The organism is Reyranella sp. (genome assembly GCF_044224635.1).
In the GTDB taxonomy this organism is placed as follows: domain Bacteria; phylum Pseudomonadota; class Alphaproteobacteria; order Reyranellales; family Reyranellaceae; genus Reyranella.
In genome coordinates, this window is sequence record NZ_JBGAKA010000001.1 from 202,655 (window position 1) to 217,556 (window position 14,902).

A 14,902-nucleotide genomic window follows, 5' to 3' on the forward strand; every position below is an offset into this window, starting at 1 on the left:
CGTGAGGTAGATTGGCCGCCGAGGTCTGGAGACGGAAGGATGCGCTGGAACAATCTGGACGACGAGGCCTGCTCGCTCGCCCGCACGGTGTCGGTGATCGGCGACCGCTGGACCCTGCTGATCCTGCGCGACTGCTTCCTGCGGGTGCGCCGCTTCGAGGATTTCCAGGCGCGGCTCGGCATCACCCGGCCGATCCTGGCCAGCCGGCTGCGCAAGCTGGTGAAGGAGTTCGTGCTCACCAAGGTGGCCTACCAGGAACGCCCGTTGCGCCACGAATACCGCCTGACCCAGAAGGGTCTCGACCTCTATCCCATCGTCATGTCGATCGTGCATTGGGGCGACGTCCACATGGCGGGCAAGAAAGGCCGGCCGCTGCTGCATCAGCACTTGGGTTGCGGCAAGACATTCGACCCGGTGATGACCTGCTCCGAATGCGGCGAGCCCTTGAGCCCACGCCAAGTCCACGTCCATCGCGGCCCCGGCGCCGCTGGCAACCGGCACCTGCCGCCGGCCCCGCCCGAGGCGGAGAAGCGGCGAAGGGCGTAGGTCTTATTCCTCCCCGGCTCCGCTGGGGAAGTGGCCGCACGGCCGCTCTTCTGTCGTCCTGAGCGCAGCGAAGGAGCTCATCGCCATCTGCCAAGAGTGTGCTTTGATACTTCTGGCGATGAGATCCTTCGCTGCGCTCAGGACGACAAGAAATGTGCGCAACTTTCAAACCGTCATAGTCTCCAGAGAGGCAGAATGGGCTTGCGCCTCGTCCTGTTCGGCGCAACACTCGTGGGTGTCAAAACAGCACTGACATGAGCTGTCGTCGCGGAGCGACGGCCAATGGGGAAGGAGCAAATGCCAACCAGCGGATCGGTCGCGCTGTTGGTCGGGGCCGGCGACGCCATCGGCGCAGCGGTGGCGCGGCGCGTGGCCGCCGGCGGCCTGAAGGTCTGCATCGCCCGGCGCGATGCCGCCAAGTCGCAGGCGGTCGTCGACGAGATCGCGGCCACAGGCGGCACGGCGCGCGCGTTCAGCGTCGATGCCCGCCAGGAAGGCCAGGTGCAGGACCTGTTTGCGACGGTCGAACGCGACGTCGGGCCGATCGGGCTCTGCCTGTTCAACGCCGGCTCCAATGTCAACACGCCGCTCACCGACACCTCGGCGAGCCTGTTCCAGAAGGCCTGGGAGCTCGCCTGCTACGCCGGCTTCCTCACCGGCCGCGAGGCGGCGCGCTACATGGTGCCGCGGGCCGCGGGCACGATCCTGTTCACCGGCGCCACCGCCAGCCTGCGCGGCGGACCGGGCTTCGCCGCCTTCGCCTCGGCCAAGTTCGGCCTGCGCGCGCTGGCGCAATCGATGGCGCGCGAGCTCGGACCGAAGAACATCCACGTGGCGCATTTGGTGATCGATGGCGGCGTTGACAGCGAGGCGATCCGCAAGCGCATGCGCGCGCGCATGGGCGATGCCGTCGACTCGCTGCCGGCCGACACCCTGATCAAGACCTCGTCGATCGCCGACATCTACTGGAGCCTGCATCGGCAGCCGCGCGATGCCTGGACCCATGAGCTCGATCTCCGCCCCGCCATCGAGAAGTGGTGACATGACCGACACCCCTACCCGCCTCGTCCTGTGGGGCGTCAGCACCAGCCGCACCCTGCGCGCCGCGTGGGCGCTGCACGAGCTCTCGCTCGACTACGACCTGCGGCCGATCCTGCCGCGCAGCGGCGAGACCAAGACGGCCGAGTACACGCGGCTCAATCCGCGGCAGAAGATCCCGCTGTTGCAGGACGGCGACTTCACGATCGGCGAAAGCGCGGCGATCATCGCCTACCTGTCCGACACCTACGGCAGCGACGCCAACCGCCTGGTGCCACTGGAGCCCAAGCCGCGCGCCCGCTGGCGCGAATGGTGCTTCTTCATCGCCATGGAGCTCGACGCGACGAGCCTTTACATCATGCGCCGCCATGGCGCGCTGAAGCACATCTACGGCGAGGCGCCGGCGGCGCTCGAAAGCGCCAGCCTCTATTTCCAGGGCCAGATGCGCCACGTCGAGGCGGCCCTCGGCGACGGGCGGCCTTATCTGATGGGCAACAGCTTCACCAGCGCCGATATGCTGCTCACGACCTGCGTGGTCTGGGCAATCGACTACAAGGTGCCGGTGCCGGCGTGCTGCCAGGACTACCTCGAACGCATCGTCGCCCGGCCGGCCTACCAATCGGCGCTGCGCGCCAACCTTCCCCGCGAACCCAAACAGGAGACGAGCCGTGGCTGAACCGGCAACGAGCGGCACCGTGCGGACGGAGACCGACGGGCGCCTCTTCAGGATCGTCGTCGACAACGTCGCCAAGAAGAATGCCTTCACGCCCGCCATGATGGCCGAGCTGTCGGACGCCTTCACCCGCTTCGACCGCGACGAGGCAAGCTGGGTTGCGGTGCTGAGCTTCGCCGGCAATGACACGACGGCCGGCCTCGACATGCCCAAGTTCTTCGGGCCGGCTCGCGAGGCGCGCGACAGCCCGGCCGGCAATATCGACCCGTTCGCCCTGAAGCGGCGCACCCTGAAGCCGGTGGTCGCCGCCGTGCAGGGACTCTGCCTCACCATCGGCATCGAGATGATGCTGGCGGCCGACATCGTGGTCGCCGCGGACGACACGCGGTTCTGCCAGATGGAATCCAAGCGCGGCATCGCGCCGTTGGGCGGCGCACATTTCCGCTTCCTCACCCGCACCGGCTGGGGCAATGCCATGTATCACCTGATGCTGTGCGACGAGTTCAGCGCCGAGCGCGCGCTGCAGTTAGGCTTGGTGCAGGAGGTCGTGCCGGCCGGCCAGCAGGTCGATCGCGCCATTGCGCTGGCGCAACAGATCGCCCGCAACGCACCGCTCGGGCTGCGCGCCATGAAAGAGGCGGCGCTGCGTTACATTGAAGCCGGCGAGGCGATGGCAATCGCCGCCATCCCGACCATCCACAACAGCGTCATGGGCACCGAGGACGCCAAGGAAGGCATCCGCTCCTTCGTCGAGCGCCGCGCGGCGCAGTTCCAGGGAAGGTGAATTTCATCGCGGGAGCGCCACCACTTCAGGTGGAGCGACCTCCGCCTGAAGTGGCGCGCTCCTGCGATGAAAGCCAGACCTCCCGGCGGCACATTCATGGGATGGCAGCCGCCTGACGACCTGATAAGGGTCTGTGACGGTCACCGACCCCAACGAAACCAGTACACCCAAGCGAGCGAGCGGCATGAAGACCAAGATCACCGAAATGTTCGGCATCGAGCATCCCATCATCCAGGGCGGCATGCATTTCGTCGGCTTCGCCGAGATGGCGGCCGCGGTCTCCAACGCCGGTGGCCTCGGCATCATCACCGGCCTGACGCAGCGCACGCCCGAGGCGCTGGCCAACGAGATCAAGCGCTGCCGCGAGATGACCAACAAGCCGTTCGGCGTGAACCTCACCTTCCTGCCCGCGGTCACGCCGCCCGACTATCCCGGCTACATCGACGCCATCGTCAAGGGCGGCATAAAGGTGGTCGAGACCGCCGGCAACAATCCACAGAAATGGCTGCCCGCGCTCAAGGATGCCGGCATCAAGGTGATCCACAAATGCACCTCGGTGCGCCATTCGCTGAAGGCCGAGTCGATCGGCTGCGATGCGGTGAGCGTCGACGGCTTCGAATGCGGCGGGCATCCCGGCGAGGACGACGTGCCCAACTTCATCCTGCTGCCGCGCGCCGCCGAGGAGCTCCGGATCCCCTTCGTCGCTTCCGGCGGCATGGCCGACGGCCGCTCGCTGGTCGCCGCGCTTTCGCTCGGCGCCGACGGCATGAACATGGGCACCCGCTTCATGGCGACCAAGGAAGCGCCGATCCACGACAACGTGAAGAAGGCCCTGGTCGCCGCCAGCGAGCTCGACACGCGCCTGGTCATGCGCCCGCTGCGCAACACCGAGCGCGTCCTGAAGAACGCCGCCGTCGACCGCCTGCTGCAGAAGGAAAAGGAGCTCGGCCCCAAGCTCGAGTTCAAGGACATCATCGCCGAGGTGGGCGGCGTCTACCCGCGCATCATGAAGGACGGCGACATGGATGCCGGCGCCTGGTCGTGCGGCATGGTCGCCGGCCTGATCCACGATGTCCCGACCGTCCAGGAGCTGATCGGACGCATCATGCGCGAAGCCGAGACGATCATCGAGCAACGGCTCGGCGGCTTCATGAAGAAATGACCGGCGGGACGCCGGCGCCGATAACGGCAGATGGCGCGCGCGCCAAAGCCCCCTGTCATCCAGGGCATTCGCCTATGGGCGCGCTGTTCATTCTCCCTCCCCAGCGAAGTTGCAGCGAAGCTGGGGAGGGGCGTGGGAGAGCGCGCTGCAAGCGAGGAGCCTTTCCTGCTGCTCAAAGATCCCTCGCTGCGCTTGGGGATGACAGCATTCTTGGCGCCTGCACTACGATCGGCGCTGGCTGGCTTACGGACGCTAGTGCGGCGTGAAGGCAAACTGCGGTGTGGGCGGGATGTCGGGCGCGGGTGGAATCGCCACCAGATTGTGCTCCAAGACCACGTCGAGCGTCTCGACACTGGCCACGAACTCGCCATTCTGGCATCGGTGCAGCGCCAGCTCGGCGCGCGCCCGCTGGCCGGTGTGATGGAACGTCGGATGGTGTCCATAGCGGTTCCACAGGCTGTAAAGCTTCACACAGTAGGCGAGCCACTGCGGTGCTGGTTCCGGATTCGCCGCATGTCCGGTGGATACGGAAACGGCGCAGATCAATGCCAAGGCCAGCAGACGTCCCGAGACACCGACGCAATCGGTCATGGCTTCCTCTCTTCACCCGATGTCTCGGGCGCTCCGCGGCGTTGCCATCGCTGGTCGCCTTCGAGGGCCCTAAAGTCGCGGAGGCGCAGTGGCCATCGGTTGATGTGAATCAAGCCCGGTATCGTCAGGACCGAAGTTTGCGTTTTGGTTAACCTGGGTGAACGCGTAGCGTTCACATTTGATAACGACCGATCATGGTTGCTTCCCGGCTCTGCTGGAGGCTGCCGGCGGTCATGGAGGGGCAGATCGCGGTTGCCGACCTGGACCGGCTGCGCGACCTGTCCGGCGCCCAAGGGCGGCGACACCGCCAGCCTCCGTCTGTCTCGCTGGCCATTTCATGCTATCCAGCCCGCAATGGCATCGTTCCCGGAGCACCGACCGGCCCTGATCGCCACGGCCCGTGGCGCGCTGTGGCGGAGCAGCGACGGCCGGATCGAGCGGCTGTCGGCGGCCGATGTCGCGTTGCGCGCATCGGCGACGCCACCGCTGGTCTGCCATGCGCCGGCGGTAGCGGCGCGGCTCGGCAGCGAGCGGCTGGTCGCGCGCGATCTCCTCGAGCTGTTCGCCTTCGTCCGCCCCGCCCGCTTCTGCCTGCCGACGCCGCGCGGCCTCTGCGAGATCCTCGATCTGCCGCTGCCGACGACATCCGAGGAGGAGGCCGAATCGCTGCCCGACATCGCGCGCCGCCTGATCGACGAGCTCGAGGACATGGCCGCCCTGGCCTCGCCCGAGATGAAGGCGACGGCGCTCGCCATGGCGCGCGGCAACTGGCCGTGGGCCGGCGACGTGCTGGCGGCGCTCGGCCTCGATGCGTCGGCGCACAAGCTGCGTGCGCTCGCCGGCCTCGACATCTGGAAGAGCCTGCCGCAATGGGAGGAGCCGCCGCCCCCGCCGCCACCCAGGAGCCTGCCGGTCGAGCCGCGCGAAGCGCGCCTGCGCCTGGGCCAGCTGATCGCGGCCGGCGCGCATCTTGCCGAAGCGCGGCCGAGCCAGGGCGACTATGCCTCGGCGGCGAGCCAGGCCTTTGCCCCGCGCGAGCAAGAGGAGCGGCCCAATGTCGTGCTGGTCGAGGCCGGCACCGGCGTCGGCAAGACGCTGGGCTATGTCGCACCGGCCTCGCTGTGGGCGGAGAAGAACGGCGCGCCGGTGTGGATCGCCACCTACACCCGCAACCTGCAGCGCCAGATCGACAACGAGCTCGACCGCCTGCACCGCGACAGCGCCGAGAAGCGCCGCCGCGTCGTCGTGCGCAAGGGCCGCGAGAACTACCTCTGCCTGCTGAATTACCAGGAGGCCGCCATGCGCACCGGCCTGGTGCCGGAGAATGCAGTCGGCCTCGGCCTGCTGGCGCGCTGGGCGCTGGCCAGCCGCGACGGCGACATCGTGGGCGGCGACCTGCCGGCCTGGCTGCTCGACCTGATCGGCCGCGGCCGCGTCAACCGCCTCGCCGACCGGCGCGGCGAATGCATCTACTCGGCGTGCGAGCACTACCGCAGATGCTTCGTCGAGCGCACCATCCGGCGCGCCCGCCAGGCCGACATCGTGATCGCCAACCATGCGCTGGTGATGATCCAGGCGGCGATGGGCGGTCTCGACGACGCGACTCGCCCGCTGCGCTACGTGTTCGACGAGGGCCATCACCTGTTCGACGCCGCCGACTCTGCCTTCGGCGCGCATCTGAGCGGTGTCGAGGCGTCCGACCTGCGACGCTGGCTGATGGGCGCCGAGGGGCGGCGCGGCAGCCGCGCGCGCGGGCTCGAGCGGCGTATCGCCGACCTGCTGGGCGAGGACCACGAAGCCCATCGCGCCTTGCGCCAGCTGCTCGAGGCGGCGCAGCTGCTGCCGGCCACCAACTGGCAGACCCGGCTGGCCGACGGCACCGTGCTCGGCCCGGCCGAGGAGTTCCTGGCGCTGGTGCGCCAGCAGGTGCGCGCGCGCTCATCGGGCGAGGACCAGGGCTTCGGCCAGGAATGCGACGTCCATCCGCTGACGCCCGGCCTGCTCGACGCGGCCGACCAGCTCGCCGAGATGCTGTCGCAGATGCTGGTGCCGGTGCGCCGCCTGCGCCAGGTGCTGCACGACAAGCTCCAGAGCGAAGCGGACAAGCTCGATCCGGCGCAACGCGCCCGCATCGAGGGCGTCGTGCGCTCGCTCACCAACCGCTGCGAACGCACGCTCGAGGCGTGGCGGGCGATGCTGCGCGGGCTGCACGGCGAGCCCGATCCGGCGTTCGTCGACTGGCTGGCGATCGAGAAGAGCCAGAATCGCGAGATCGATGTCGGCATGTTTCGTCATTACCTCGACCCGACCGAGCCGTTCGTGAATTCGGTGATCCGGCCGGCGCACGGCGCCGTCATCACCTCGGCGACCTTGCGCGATGCGCTGGACGTGCCGGTCGCCGCCAACGACGAGAAGCCGGAGGCGCTGGCCGACTGGGACGTCGCCGAGGCGCGCACCGGCACGCGCCATCTCGTGGCGCCCGCCGTGCGCGCGGCGATGGCCTCGCCGTTCGACTATCCCGACTCCACGCGCGTGCTGATCGTGCGCGACGTGCGGCGTGACGATGCCGAGCAGATCGCATCGGCCTACCGCGAGCTCTTCGTGGCGGCGGGCGGCGGCGCGCTCGGCCTGTTCACCGCCATCGGCCGGTTGCGCGCCGTGCACCAGCGCATCGCCCCGGCGATCGAGGCGGCCGGGCTGCCGCTCTACGCCCAGCATGTCGGCGGCATGGACGCGGCGACCCTGGTCGACATCTTCCGCGCCGAGGAGCATTCCTGCCTGCTCGGCACCGACGCGGTGCGCGACGGCGTCGACGTGCCGGGCCGCTCGCTGCGCCTGATCGTGTTCGACCGCGTGCCGTGGCCGCGCCCCGACATCCTCCATCGCGCCCGCAAGGAATCCTGGAAGAAGGCCGGCGCCGGCAACAACGCCTACGACGACATGCTGGCGCGTCTGCGCCTCAAGCAGGCCTACGGCCGCCTGATCCGCCGCGCCACCGACCGCGGCGTCTTCGTCATGCTCGATTCGCGCCTGCCCAGCCGCCTGCTTGGCGCCTTCCCGCCTGGCGTCCCGGTGGCGCGCGTCGGCTTGGCCGAGGCCGTGGCGCAGGTGCGGGCGTTCGTGGGGGTGGATACTGAACCATAGTCTTCCGGACCACGAGCGTCCCGCTCGCTCATGAGCTTGAGCGAGCGGGACGCTCGCGGTCCGGAAGAGCATGAGGACCTTCCATGCATGGCGGAAGCAAACGTCGACATCAGGCGCTGTCGAAAGGTCCCTCGCTGCGCTCGGGATGACATCGGGGCGTTGCCACAGTGGTGATGTCATCCCGAACGCAGCGAGGGATCTTTGCTCATGCTTCCTTGGTCACCAGTGGCGCGCTCCCGGCATGACCTACGTCGGATCCACGCGCGCCGGCTTCGTCTCGCCGGACACCTATCCCAGCGCCGGCACCCAGCGCGGCACGCTGCAGAAGCCGATCCCGATCGGCGACATCGCGCGCGTCAACGAGGCGCGCATCCTCGGCAATGCCCTTACCTTCCTCGAATCGTGGAACCAGGCGCCTGCCATGCTGCAGCCGGTCGGGGCATGGCGAGCATATGAGCCTCGTCACCGGCTGGCAGGAAGGCACCATGCAGTCGGCCCATTACACGGTCGGCCAGATTGCGGAACGGGTGAAGGCCGGCCGGTAGCGCAACCGGGCGGAAATGAGGCATCGTTCCGCCATGACCCTGCACAACATCGACATCGCCATCATCGGCGCCGGCATGGGCGGCCTCGCCGCCGCCGCGGCGCTCCGCCGCGTCGGCTTCGGCGTCACGGTTTACGAGCAGGCCAGGCAGTTCACCCGCCTCGGCGCCGGCATCCAGATCGGCTGCAACGCCATGCATGTGCTGCGCGGCCTCGGCCTGGAGCAGCGGCTGCGCGCCGACACCTTCTATCCGCGCTCGTGGAACAACCGCGACTGGCGCACCGGCGAGGTGCTGTTCGACATGGTGTTCGGCGAGCCGGCGGAAGAGAAGTACGGCGCGCCCTATCTGCTGGCCCATCGCGGCGACCTGCATGCCGCGCTGGCGAGCCTGGTGCCGGCCGAGTGCCTCAGGCTCGATCACCGGCTGGTCGGGCTGGAGGCGGCCGCCGGGGGCACCGGGCGGCTGGCCTTCGCCAACGGCGCGACGGCGGAGGCCGACGCGGTGATCGGCGCCGACGGCGTCAACTCGGTCGTCCGCAGCCTCCTGTTCGGCAACGTCGAGCCGCATTTCGCCGGGCGCATCGCCTATCGCACGACATTCCCGGCGCAGCTTCTCGCCGAGCACGGCGTCGTCATCGACGACTGCGTGAAATGGTGGGGCGAGGACCGCCACATCGTGATGTACCCGGTGAAGCCCGACCGCAGCGAGGTCTATTTCGTCACCAGCCAGCCCGAGCCGCAATTCACCGCCGAGTCGTGGTCGATGGAAGGCGACGTCGAGGTCCTGCGCGCAGCGTTCGAAGGCTTTCACCAGACGGTGCGTGGCGTGCTGGCGGCCTGCCCGTCGGTGCACAAGCGCGTCCTGCTCGACCGTGATCCGCTGGAGCAGTGGGGCGACGGCACGGTGACCCTGCTGGGCGATTCCTGCCATCCCATGACGCCCTACATGGCGCAGGGCGCGGCGATGGCGATCGAGGATGCCGCCATCCTGTCGCGTTGCCTCGACGGCGTCGACCGTGCCGGCATCGCCAACGCACTGCGCCGCTACGAGGCGACGCGCCAGGAACGCACGGCTCGGATCCAGCTCACGTCGCGGCAGAACAAGTGGGGCAAGGGCGCCACCGATCCCGACTGGGTGTACGGCTACAATGCCTGGACGGCACCGCTGGCAAACGAAGATGAAAGGTCCCTCGCTAAGACGCTTGCTTCGCAAGCGTCTTAGCGAGGGACCTTTTACTCACAAGCATCGGAGAGCCATCGCCATGACCTCAACCCCGCCCGACTACCGCGCGATGGTCGATGCAAACGCCGGCACGGTCGACCGGCGCATCTTCTCCGATGCCGGGATCTACCGCGTCGAGATGGAGCGTATCTTCGCGCGCTGCTGGAACTTCATGTGCCATGAGTCGCAGATCCCGGAGGCCGGCGACTTCTTCCTGAACTTCATCGGCGAGGACAGCGTCATCGCGGTGCGCGACCGCAAGGGCAAGGTCGGCGTGTTCCTGAACTCGTGCCGCCATCGCGGCAATGCGGTGTGCCGCGCCGAGTCGGGCCGCGTCAAATCCTTCCTGTGCACCTATCACGGCTGGACCTACGACCTCGAAGGCCGGCTGGCCGGCGTGCCGGGCTACAAGAGCTTCTATCACGAGGCGCTGGAGCGCGATAAATGGGGCCTGATCCCGGCCGCCAAGGTCGAGAGCTACAAGGGCTTCGTGTTCGCCACCATGGATCCCGAGGCGCCGGCGCTCGACGAGTATCTCGGCGAGGTCGGCCGCGTCGGCCTGTCTATGGCGGCGGCGCATGGCGACGTCGCGGTGGTCGACGGCGTTCAGAAGAACGTGCTCGCCTGCAACTGGAAGCTCGCGGTCGACAATCTGTTCGACTGGTACCATGTGCAGACCTCGCACGCCTCGGCACCGCTCTCGGGCTACCTACCCAAGCTGCCCTACAGCGACGACGACCAGATCGTCTCGCTGGGCGAGTACGGCCACGCCATCAGCGGTCCGCGCTCGACGCCCGAGATCCGCGCCGCGCTGGCCGCCACGACGAGCAAGGTGCCGCTGTTCGACGAGCGCTGGCGCGACACGCCGGAGGCTGCGGCGGCGCTGGGCCCGGTCGGCGTCGCCTCGCGCGGTCATCCCAACATCTTTCCCAACCTGTGGATCGCCTCGAGCGGCGTGCAGCTCTGCCTGCGCCTGCCGCGCGGGCCGTTTGCCACCGAGATCTGGTGGTTCACCCTGATCGACCGCAACATGCCGGCCGAGCAGCGCCGCGCCTCGGTGCAGCGCATGAACCACACGTTCGGTCCGGCCGGCATGCTCGAGCAGGACGACGGCGAGAACTGGAGCCAGAGCACGCTCGCCACGCGCAGCGCCGTGGCGCGCCGCCATCCGCTGAACTACGCGATGAATCTCGGGCGTGGCCGGATCAGCGAGGCGCAACAGCCCGGCCTGCCCAGCATCGAGACCAACATCAACGAGCACGCCCAGCTGTGGACCTACCGGGCGTGGGCCGACTGGATGGCGGCCGACGATTGGCCGGCGCTCAGGCGCCACCACGCCATCCCGAGCGGAGTCGTGTGATGCCCGATGCCGTCACGTCCGGCACGGCTTCCACCCTGGCGCTGCGGCTCGAGGTCGAGACCTTCTACTACGACGAGGCCGCCCTGCTCGACGCACGGCGCTTTCGCGAATGGCTCGACCTCCTCACCGAGGATATCCACTACTGGATGCCGGTGCGCCGCACCAGGATCTCCGCCCAGCTCGACAGCGAGTTCTCGAAGATCGGCGACATGGCCTTCTTCGACGACGACAAGAAGATGCTGGAGATGCGCGTGCGCCGGCTGGAGACCGGCTACGCCTGGGCCGAGGAGCCGCCGTCGCGCACCCGACATCTGGTGACCAACGTCCGCGTCGTCGGCGTCGACGGCGGGCGCATCACTGCCGAATCGAATTTCCATCTTCATCGCACACGGCTCAATTCGGACGAAAGCAACTGGCTCGGGCTGCGCCGCGACGAGCTGCGCCGTGAAGACGGCACGCTGCGCATCGCCCGGCGCCACATCTTCCTCGAGCAAACCGTGCTGCTGTCGCCCAACCTCAGCAACTTCTTCTGATACCATATCTTATGATGCCGGCCTGGCTCGACCCTGATCGGGACACGCTCGACCGCAGCGCCTTCAGCGATCCCGCGATCCATGCGCTGGAGCTCGATCGCCTGTTCGTGCCGTCGTGGCTGTTTGCGGGTCCCGCCAACTGGCTGGCGCAGCCGGGTGATTGGATCGCGGCGCGCCTCGGCGCCGAGCCGATCGTGGTATGGCGCGACGGTGCGGGCACGCTGCAGGGTTTTGTCGATCCCTGCCCGCGCTGCCAGCGGTCGCTCAGTCCGGGCGAGCGTGGATCGGCGACGACGATCGGCTGTCCGCGCCATCCGCCGGCGGCCCCCGCCCGCGTGCCGCAGATCGCAGAGCATCACGGACTGGTCTTCGCCACGCTCGATCCGAACGCCCTGCCGCTGCCCGAGCGGACTGCACTGGTCCCCGAGCCGATGATCGCGGTCGGCGAGCATCGTCTGCGCTGGACCTTCGCCGGCAACTGGAAGCTTGCGATGGAGCATTTCTGCGGCGCCATCGATTCGGGCGATTGGATCCATGCCGCATCGGAGCTGCCGCGCCGTACGGCAGCCACGCTGTTTCCCAACATGACGTTCGACCCCGCGACGTCGAGCCTGCAGGTCTGGCATCCGGTGGCGCCCGATCGCACCGACGTCGATACCTGGTGCATGGTGCCAGCCGAGGCGACGGCGGAGCAGCGCGACGCCGCGCGCCGCGCCACGACGCGCGCCTGGGGTCCGGGCGGCCTGCTGGCACAGGATCTCGCGCCGCATTGGCAATCCGTCACCCAGACATCGAAGGGCGCGCTGGCGCGCCGCTACCCGCTGCCGCTCAGGCAGGAGTCGGGGCAGCGCGCCTTCTACACCTGGTGGCATCATCGATTGACGGCCGCCAACACGCGGCTCCGGCATTCGATGCCGCTCCACCTGCGGGCCGGCTGATGCGCTACCACGGGCTCGGCACGACCGGCGTAAAGGTCTCCTGCATCGGGCTGGGAACGGCGACCTTCGGCGTGGCGCCGCTGGCCGCCGACGCCGACCGGCTGATCGGCCGCGCCCTCGATCTCGGCATCAACCTGATCGACACGGCCAACAGCTACGGCAACCAGGCGCGCTTCGATCGCGCCGGCGCGCCGCCCGCCGCGGAACGCGCTTCGGCAGAGGAGATCGTCGGGCGCGCGCTCGGGTCGCGTCGCCGTGAATTCGTGCTCTGCACCAAGGTGATGGAGCCGGTCGGCGAGGGCCCCAACGCACGCGGCCTGTCGCGCCGCCACCTGTTCGAGCAGGTCGAGATCAGCCTGCGCCGCCTTGGCACCGATCACGTCGACGTCTACTACGCCCATCATCCCGATCCGGCGACGCCGATCGAGCAGACCCTGCGCGCCTTCGACGATCTCGTGCGCCAGGGCAAGATCCTCTATGGCGCGCTGTCGACCTATCCGGCCTGGCAGATGACGGAAGCCCTCTGGCAGGCTGACCGGCTGGGCATCGCCGCGCCGGTCTGCAACCAGATCGCCTACAGCCTCGCCGACCGTGCGGCCGAGCAGGAGATGCTGCCAGCCTGCCGACGCTTCGGCATGGGCGTCACGGTGTTCGGCCCGCTGGCCGGCGGCTTGCTCGCCGGCCCGGCCGTCCGGGAGCGCGTGATCGCCGGCAGCCGGCGCTGGGGCGGCAGCGGCTTCACCGCCTCCCAGGTGGCGCTCGCCGAACGGCTGGAAGCCGTGTCGGCCGAGGCCGGCCATCCGCCAGCCGTGCTGGCGCTCGGCTGGCTGGTCGCGCAACCCGGCATTAGCGCCGCCCTGATCGGCCCGGAGACGATCGCCGAGTTGGAAACCAATGCGGCTGCCGGCGCAATCGACCTTCCGGCGGTGTTGCTGGAGCGTATAGAAGGGATCAACTGAATCCCCTAAATCATTGAAAATCGTGGCTCTATTCTTTCTGACCGGCTCCGATTGCCGATCTGCGTCAAACCAGCCTCGCACCATCCTTTCTGTCATCCTGAGCGCAGCGAAGGATCTCATGACCGCTACTTCGAGCGGACTTCGATACTTCTGGCGATGAGATCCTTCGCTGCGCTCAGGATGACAAGAAGAAGTGCGCCCTTGAGCCAGTTACTTTTCTGCAATGTCGAGTAAAGGTCGCTGCCATTCGGGACCGCGTAGATTTCCCGCCCCACCAGGGCCGTTTCGGTGCGCCTAGTAGCCCGTCGGCTCATTGCGTATAGAGTGCACCCAACAAGTAAGTGGTGTGTGGAGGACGCTTAGTATGACCAAGTTCATTCTGCCCCGCCGGCGGGTATTGCTGTTGTCCGGTGGCGCGCTGGCCGCGCCGATGCTGTCGGCGGGCGTCGCCCGCGCCGTCGACGATTGGCCCAACAAACCGGTCCGTTACATCAATATCTTTCCCGCCGGCGGGCCGACCGACACGCTGTCGCGCATCGTCTGCCACGAGCTGTCGCAGCTCAGCGGCCAGCAGTTCGTGGTCGAGAACAAGGCCGGCGCGGGCGGCAATGTCGGCGCTGACGCGATCGCCAAGTCGGCACCCGACGGCTACACGATCGGCCTCTACAGCATCGCCAGCCATGCCATCGCGCCGACGCTCTACACCAAGCTGCCGTTCGACGCGGAGAAGGACTTCACCGGCATCGCCATGCTGTGGTCGGTGCCCAACCTGCTGATGAGCCGGCTCGATTTTCCCGCAAAGACGGTGCCGGAGATCATCGCCCTGGCGCGAGACAATCCGGGCAAGTACTCCTTCGCCTCGTCCGGCGCCGGCACCTCGCCGCAGATCAGCGGCGAGCTGTTCAAGCAGCTCGCCAAGATTAACCTGCTGCACGTGCCCTATCGCGGCAGCGCGCCGGCCCACCAGGATCTGCTGGCCGGCCAGGTCGACATGATGTTCGACAACATCCCCGGCCCGCTCGGCCTGATGCGCTCGGGCAAGGTGCGCGGCTTCGCCGTGACCTCGCGCGAACGCCATCCCGCGGTGCCCGAGATCCCGACCATGGCGGAGTACCTGCCGGGCTTCGAGATCACCTCGTGGGGCGGCGTGTGCGGGCCGGCCGGGCTGCCCGCGCCGATGGTCGAGAAGCTGTCGGCCCTGACGAAGAAGGCGCTCGAGGGCGACGCCGTCAAGAAGGCGTTCGACCAGCAGGGCGCGACGCGCATCTGGATGAGCCCCGCCGACACCGCCGCCTACCGCGCCGCCGACGAGAAGCGGCTGGCGCCGGTAATCAAGCAGTCCGGCGCGAAGGTGGACTAAGCGTGATTTTCTTTGGTTGAAGCACCAAAGAAGACCTCACCCTGAGGG

General features: G+C 68.3%; 13 protein-coding genes. 12 read left to right on the forward strand and 1 reads right to left on the reverse strand.

The annotated features are described in order from the left end of the window. Positions 1-39: 39 nt before the first annotated feature. The 5 genes from ACILR9_RS01000 to ACILR9_RS01020 all read left to right on the forward strand — a co-directional run bounded on the left by ACILR9_RS01000 (position 40) and on the right by ACILR9_RS01020 (position 4,203). A complete protein-coding gene (locus tag ACILR9_RS01000) occupies positions 40-546 on the forward strand; it encodes a winged helix-turn-helix transcriptional regulator (protein ID WP_395708005.1) in 507 nt (168 codons plus the stop codon). Between the two features lie 297 nt (positions 547-843). Next, positions 844-1,587: an SDR family NAD(P)-dependent oxidoreductase gene (locus ACILR9_RS01005; protein ID WP_395708006.1), complete on the forward strand. Its 744-nt coding sequence runs from the start codon at positions 844-846 to the stop codon at positions 1,585-1,587. Position 1,588: 1 nt separating this feature from the next. Next, positions 1,589-2,260: a glutathione S-transferase family protein gene (locus tag ACILR9_RS01010; protein WP_395708007.1), complete on the forward strand. Its 672-nt coding sequence runs from the start codon at positions 1,589-1,591 to the stop codon at positions 2,258-2,260. After that, entirely contained in the window at positions 2,253-3,041 is a 789-nt protein-coding gene (locus ACILR9_RS01015; protein WP_395708008.1) for a crotonase/enoyl-CoA hydratase family protein, read from the forward strand. Before ACILR9_RS01010 ends, ACILR9_RS01015 begins: the two co-directional genes overlap by 8 nt. A gap of 184 nt (positions 3,042-3,225) precedes the next feature. Then, a complete protein-coding gene (locus ACILR9_RS01020; protein WP_395708009.1) occupies positions 3,226-4,203 on the forward strand; it encodes an NAD(P)H-dependent flavin oxidoreductase in 978 nt (325 codons plus the stop codon). A gap of 252 nt (positions 4,204-4,455) precedes the next feature. Here the strand turns inward: ACILR9_RS01020 and ACILR9_RS01025 are convergent, their stop codons facing one another. Next, complete coding sequence (locus tag ACILR9_RS01025) at positions 4,456-4,794, reverse strand: hypothetical protein (RefSeq protein ID WP_395708010.1); 339 nt, start codon at positions 4,792-4,794, stop codon at positions 4,456-4,458. Positions 4,795-5,148: 354 nt separating this feature from the next. Between ACILR9_RS01025 and ACILR9_RS01030 the strand changes: the two genes are divergently transcribed. The 7 genes from ACILR9_RS01030 to ACILR9_RS01060 all read left to right on the forward strand — a co-directional run bounded on the left by ACILR9_RS01030 (position 5,149) and on the right by ACILR9_RS01060 (position 14,854). After that, positions 5,149-7,938: an ATP-dependent DNA helicase gene (locus tag ACILR9_RS01030; RefSeq protein WP_395708011.1), complete on the forward strand. Its 2,790-nt coding sequence runs from the start codon at positions 5,149-5,151 to the stop codon at positions 7,936-7,938. 578 nt (positions 7,939-8,516) lie between these two features. Further along, positions 8,517-9,704 carry an FAD-dependent monooxygenase gene (locus ACILR9_RS01035; protein ID WP_395708012.1) on the forward strand — a complete coding sequence of 396 codons (1,188 nt, stop codon included), beginning with the start codon at positions 8,517-8,519 and terminating at the stop codon, positions 9,702-9,704. A gap of 40 nt (positions 9,705-9,744) precedes the next feature. Continuing rightward, complete coding sequence (locus ACILR9_RS01040) at positions 9,745-11,064, forward strand: SRPBCC family protein (RefSeq protein ID WP_395708013.1); 1,320 nt, start codon at positions 9,745-9,747, stop codon at positions 11,062-11,064. Continuing rightward, positions 11,064-11,597: an aromatic-ring-hydroxylating dioxygenase subunit beta gene (locus ACILR9_RS01045; RefSeq protein ID WP_395708014.1), complete on the forward strand. Its 534-nt coding sequence runs from the start codon at positions 11,064-11,066 to the stop codon at positions 11,595-11,597. Before ACILR9_RS01040 ends, ACILR9_RS01045 begins: the two co-directional genes overlap by 1 nt. A 14-nt stretch (positions 11,598-11,611) precedes the next feature. Beyond that, positions 11,612-12,535 carry an aromatic ring-hydroxylating dioxygenase subunit alpha gene (locus ACILR9_RS01050; RefSeq protein ID WP_395708015.1) on the forward strand — a complete coding sequence of 308 codons (924 nt, stop codon included), beginning with the start codon at positions 11,612-11,614 and terminating at the stop codon, positions 12,533-12,535. Then, positions 12,535-13,494 (forward strand): aldo/keto reductase, encoded by a 960-nt coding sequence (locus tag ACILR9_RS01055; RefSeq protein WP_395708016.1) that lies wholly within the window; start codon positions 12,535-12,537, stop codon positions 13,492-13,494. Before ACILR9_RS01050 ends, ACILR9_RS01055 begins: the two co-directional genes overlap by 1 nt. Positions 13,495-13,858: 364 nt before the next feature. Then, on the forward strand, positions 13,859-14,854 hold the full coding sequence (locus ACILR9_RS01060) for a Bug family tripartite tricarboxylate transporter substrate binding protein (RefSeq protein ID WP_395708017.1): 996 nt from the start codon (positions 13,859-13,861) through the stop codon (positions 14,852-14,854). The last annotated feature ends 48 nt before the right edge of the window (positions 14,855-14,902 follow it).

What these genes read in the sequence shown, in the direction of transcription:
- ACILR9_RS01035 (WP_395708012.1), top strand. Translation starts at nt 8,517, where the DNA reads ATGACCCTGCACAACATCGACATCGCCATCATCGGCGCCGGCATGGGC.
- ACILR9_RS01040 (WP_395708013.1), top strand. Translation starts at nt 9,745, where the DNA reads ATGACCTCAACCCCGCCCGACTACCGCGCGATGGTCGATGCAAACGCC.
- ACILR9_RS01000 (WP_395708005.1), top strand. Translation starts at nt 40, where the DNA reads ATGCGCTGGAACAATCTGGACGACGAGGCCTGCTCGCTCGCCCGCACG.
- ACILR9_RS01050 (WP_395708015.1), top strand. Translation starts at nt 11,612, where the DNA reads ATGCCGGCCTGGCTCGACCCTGATCGGGACACGCTCGACCGCAGCGCC.
- ACILR9_RS01005 (WP_395708006.1), top strand. Translation starts at nt 844, where the DNA reads ATGCCAACCAGCGGATCGGTCGCGCTGTTGGTCGGGGCCGGCGACGCC.
- ACILR9_RS01030 (WP_395708011.1), top strand. Translation starts at nt 5,149, where the DNA reads ATGGCATCGTTCCCGGAGCACCGACCGGCCCTGATCGCCACGGCCCGT.
- ACILR9_RS01025 (WP_395708010.1), bottom strand. Translation starts at nt 4,794, where the DNA reads ATGACCGATTGCGTCGGTGTCTCGGGACGTCTGCTGGCCTTGGCATTG.
- ACILR9_RS01055 (WP_395708016.1), top strand. Translation starts at nt 12,535, where the DNA reads ATGCGCTACCACGGGCTCGGCACGACCGGCGTAAAGGTCTCCTGCATC.
- ACILR9_RS01045 (WP_395708014.1), top strand. Translation starts at nt 11,064, where the DNA reads ATGCCCGATGCCGTCACGTCCGGCACGGCTTCCACCCTGGCGCTGCGG.
- ACILR9_RS01010 (WP_395708007.1), top strand. Translation starts at nt 1,589, where the DNA reads ATGACCGACACCCCTACCCGCCTCGTCCTGTGGGGCGTCAGCACCAGC.
- ACILR9_RS01060 (WP_395708017.1), top strand. Translation starts at nt 13,859, where the DNA reads ATGACCAAGTTCATTCTGCCCCGCCGGCGGGTATTGCTGTTGTCCGGT.
- ACILR9_RS01020 (WP_395708009.1), top strand. Translation starts at nt 3,226, where the DNA reads ATGAAGACCAAGATCACCGAAATGTTCGGCATCGAGCATCCCATCATC.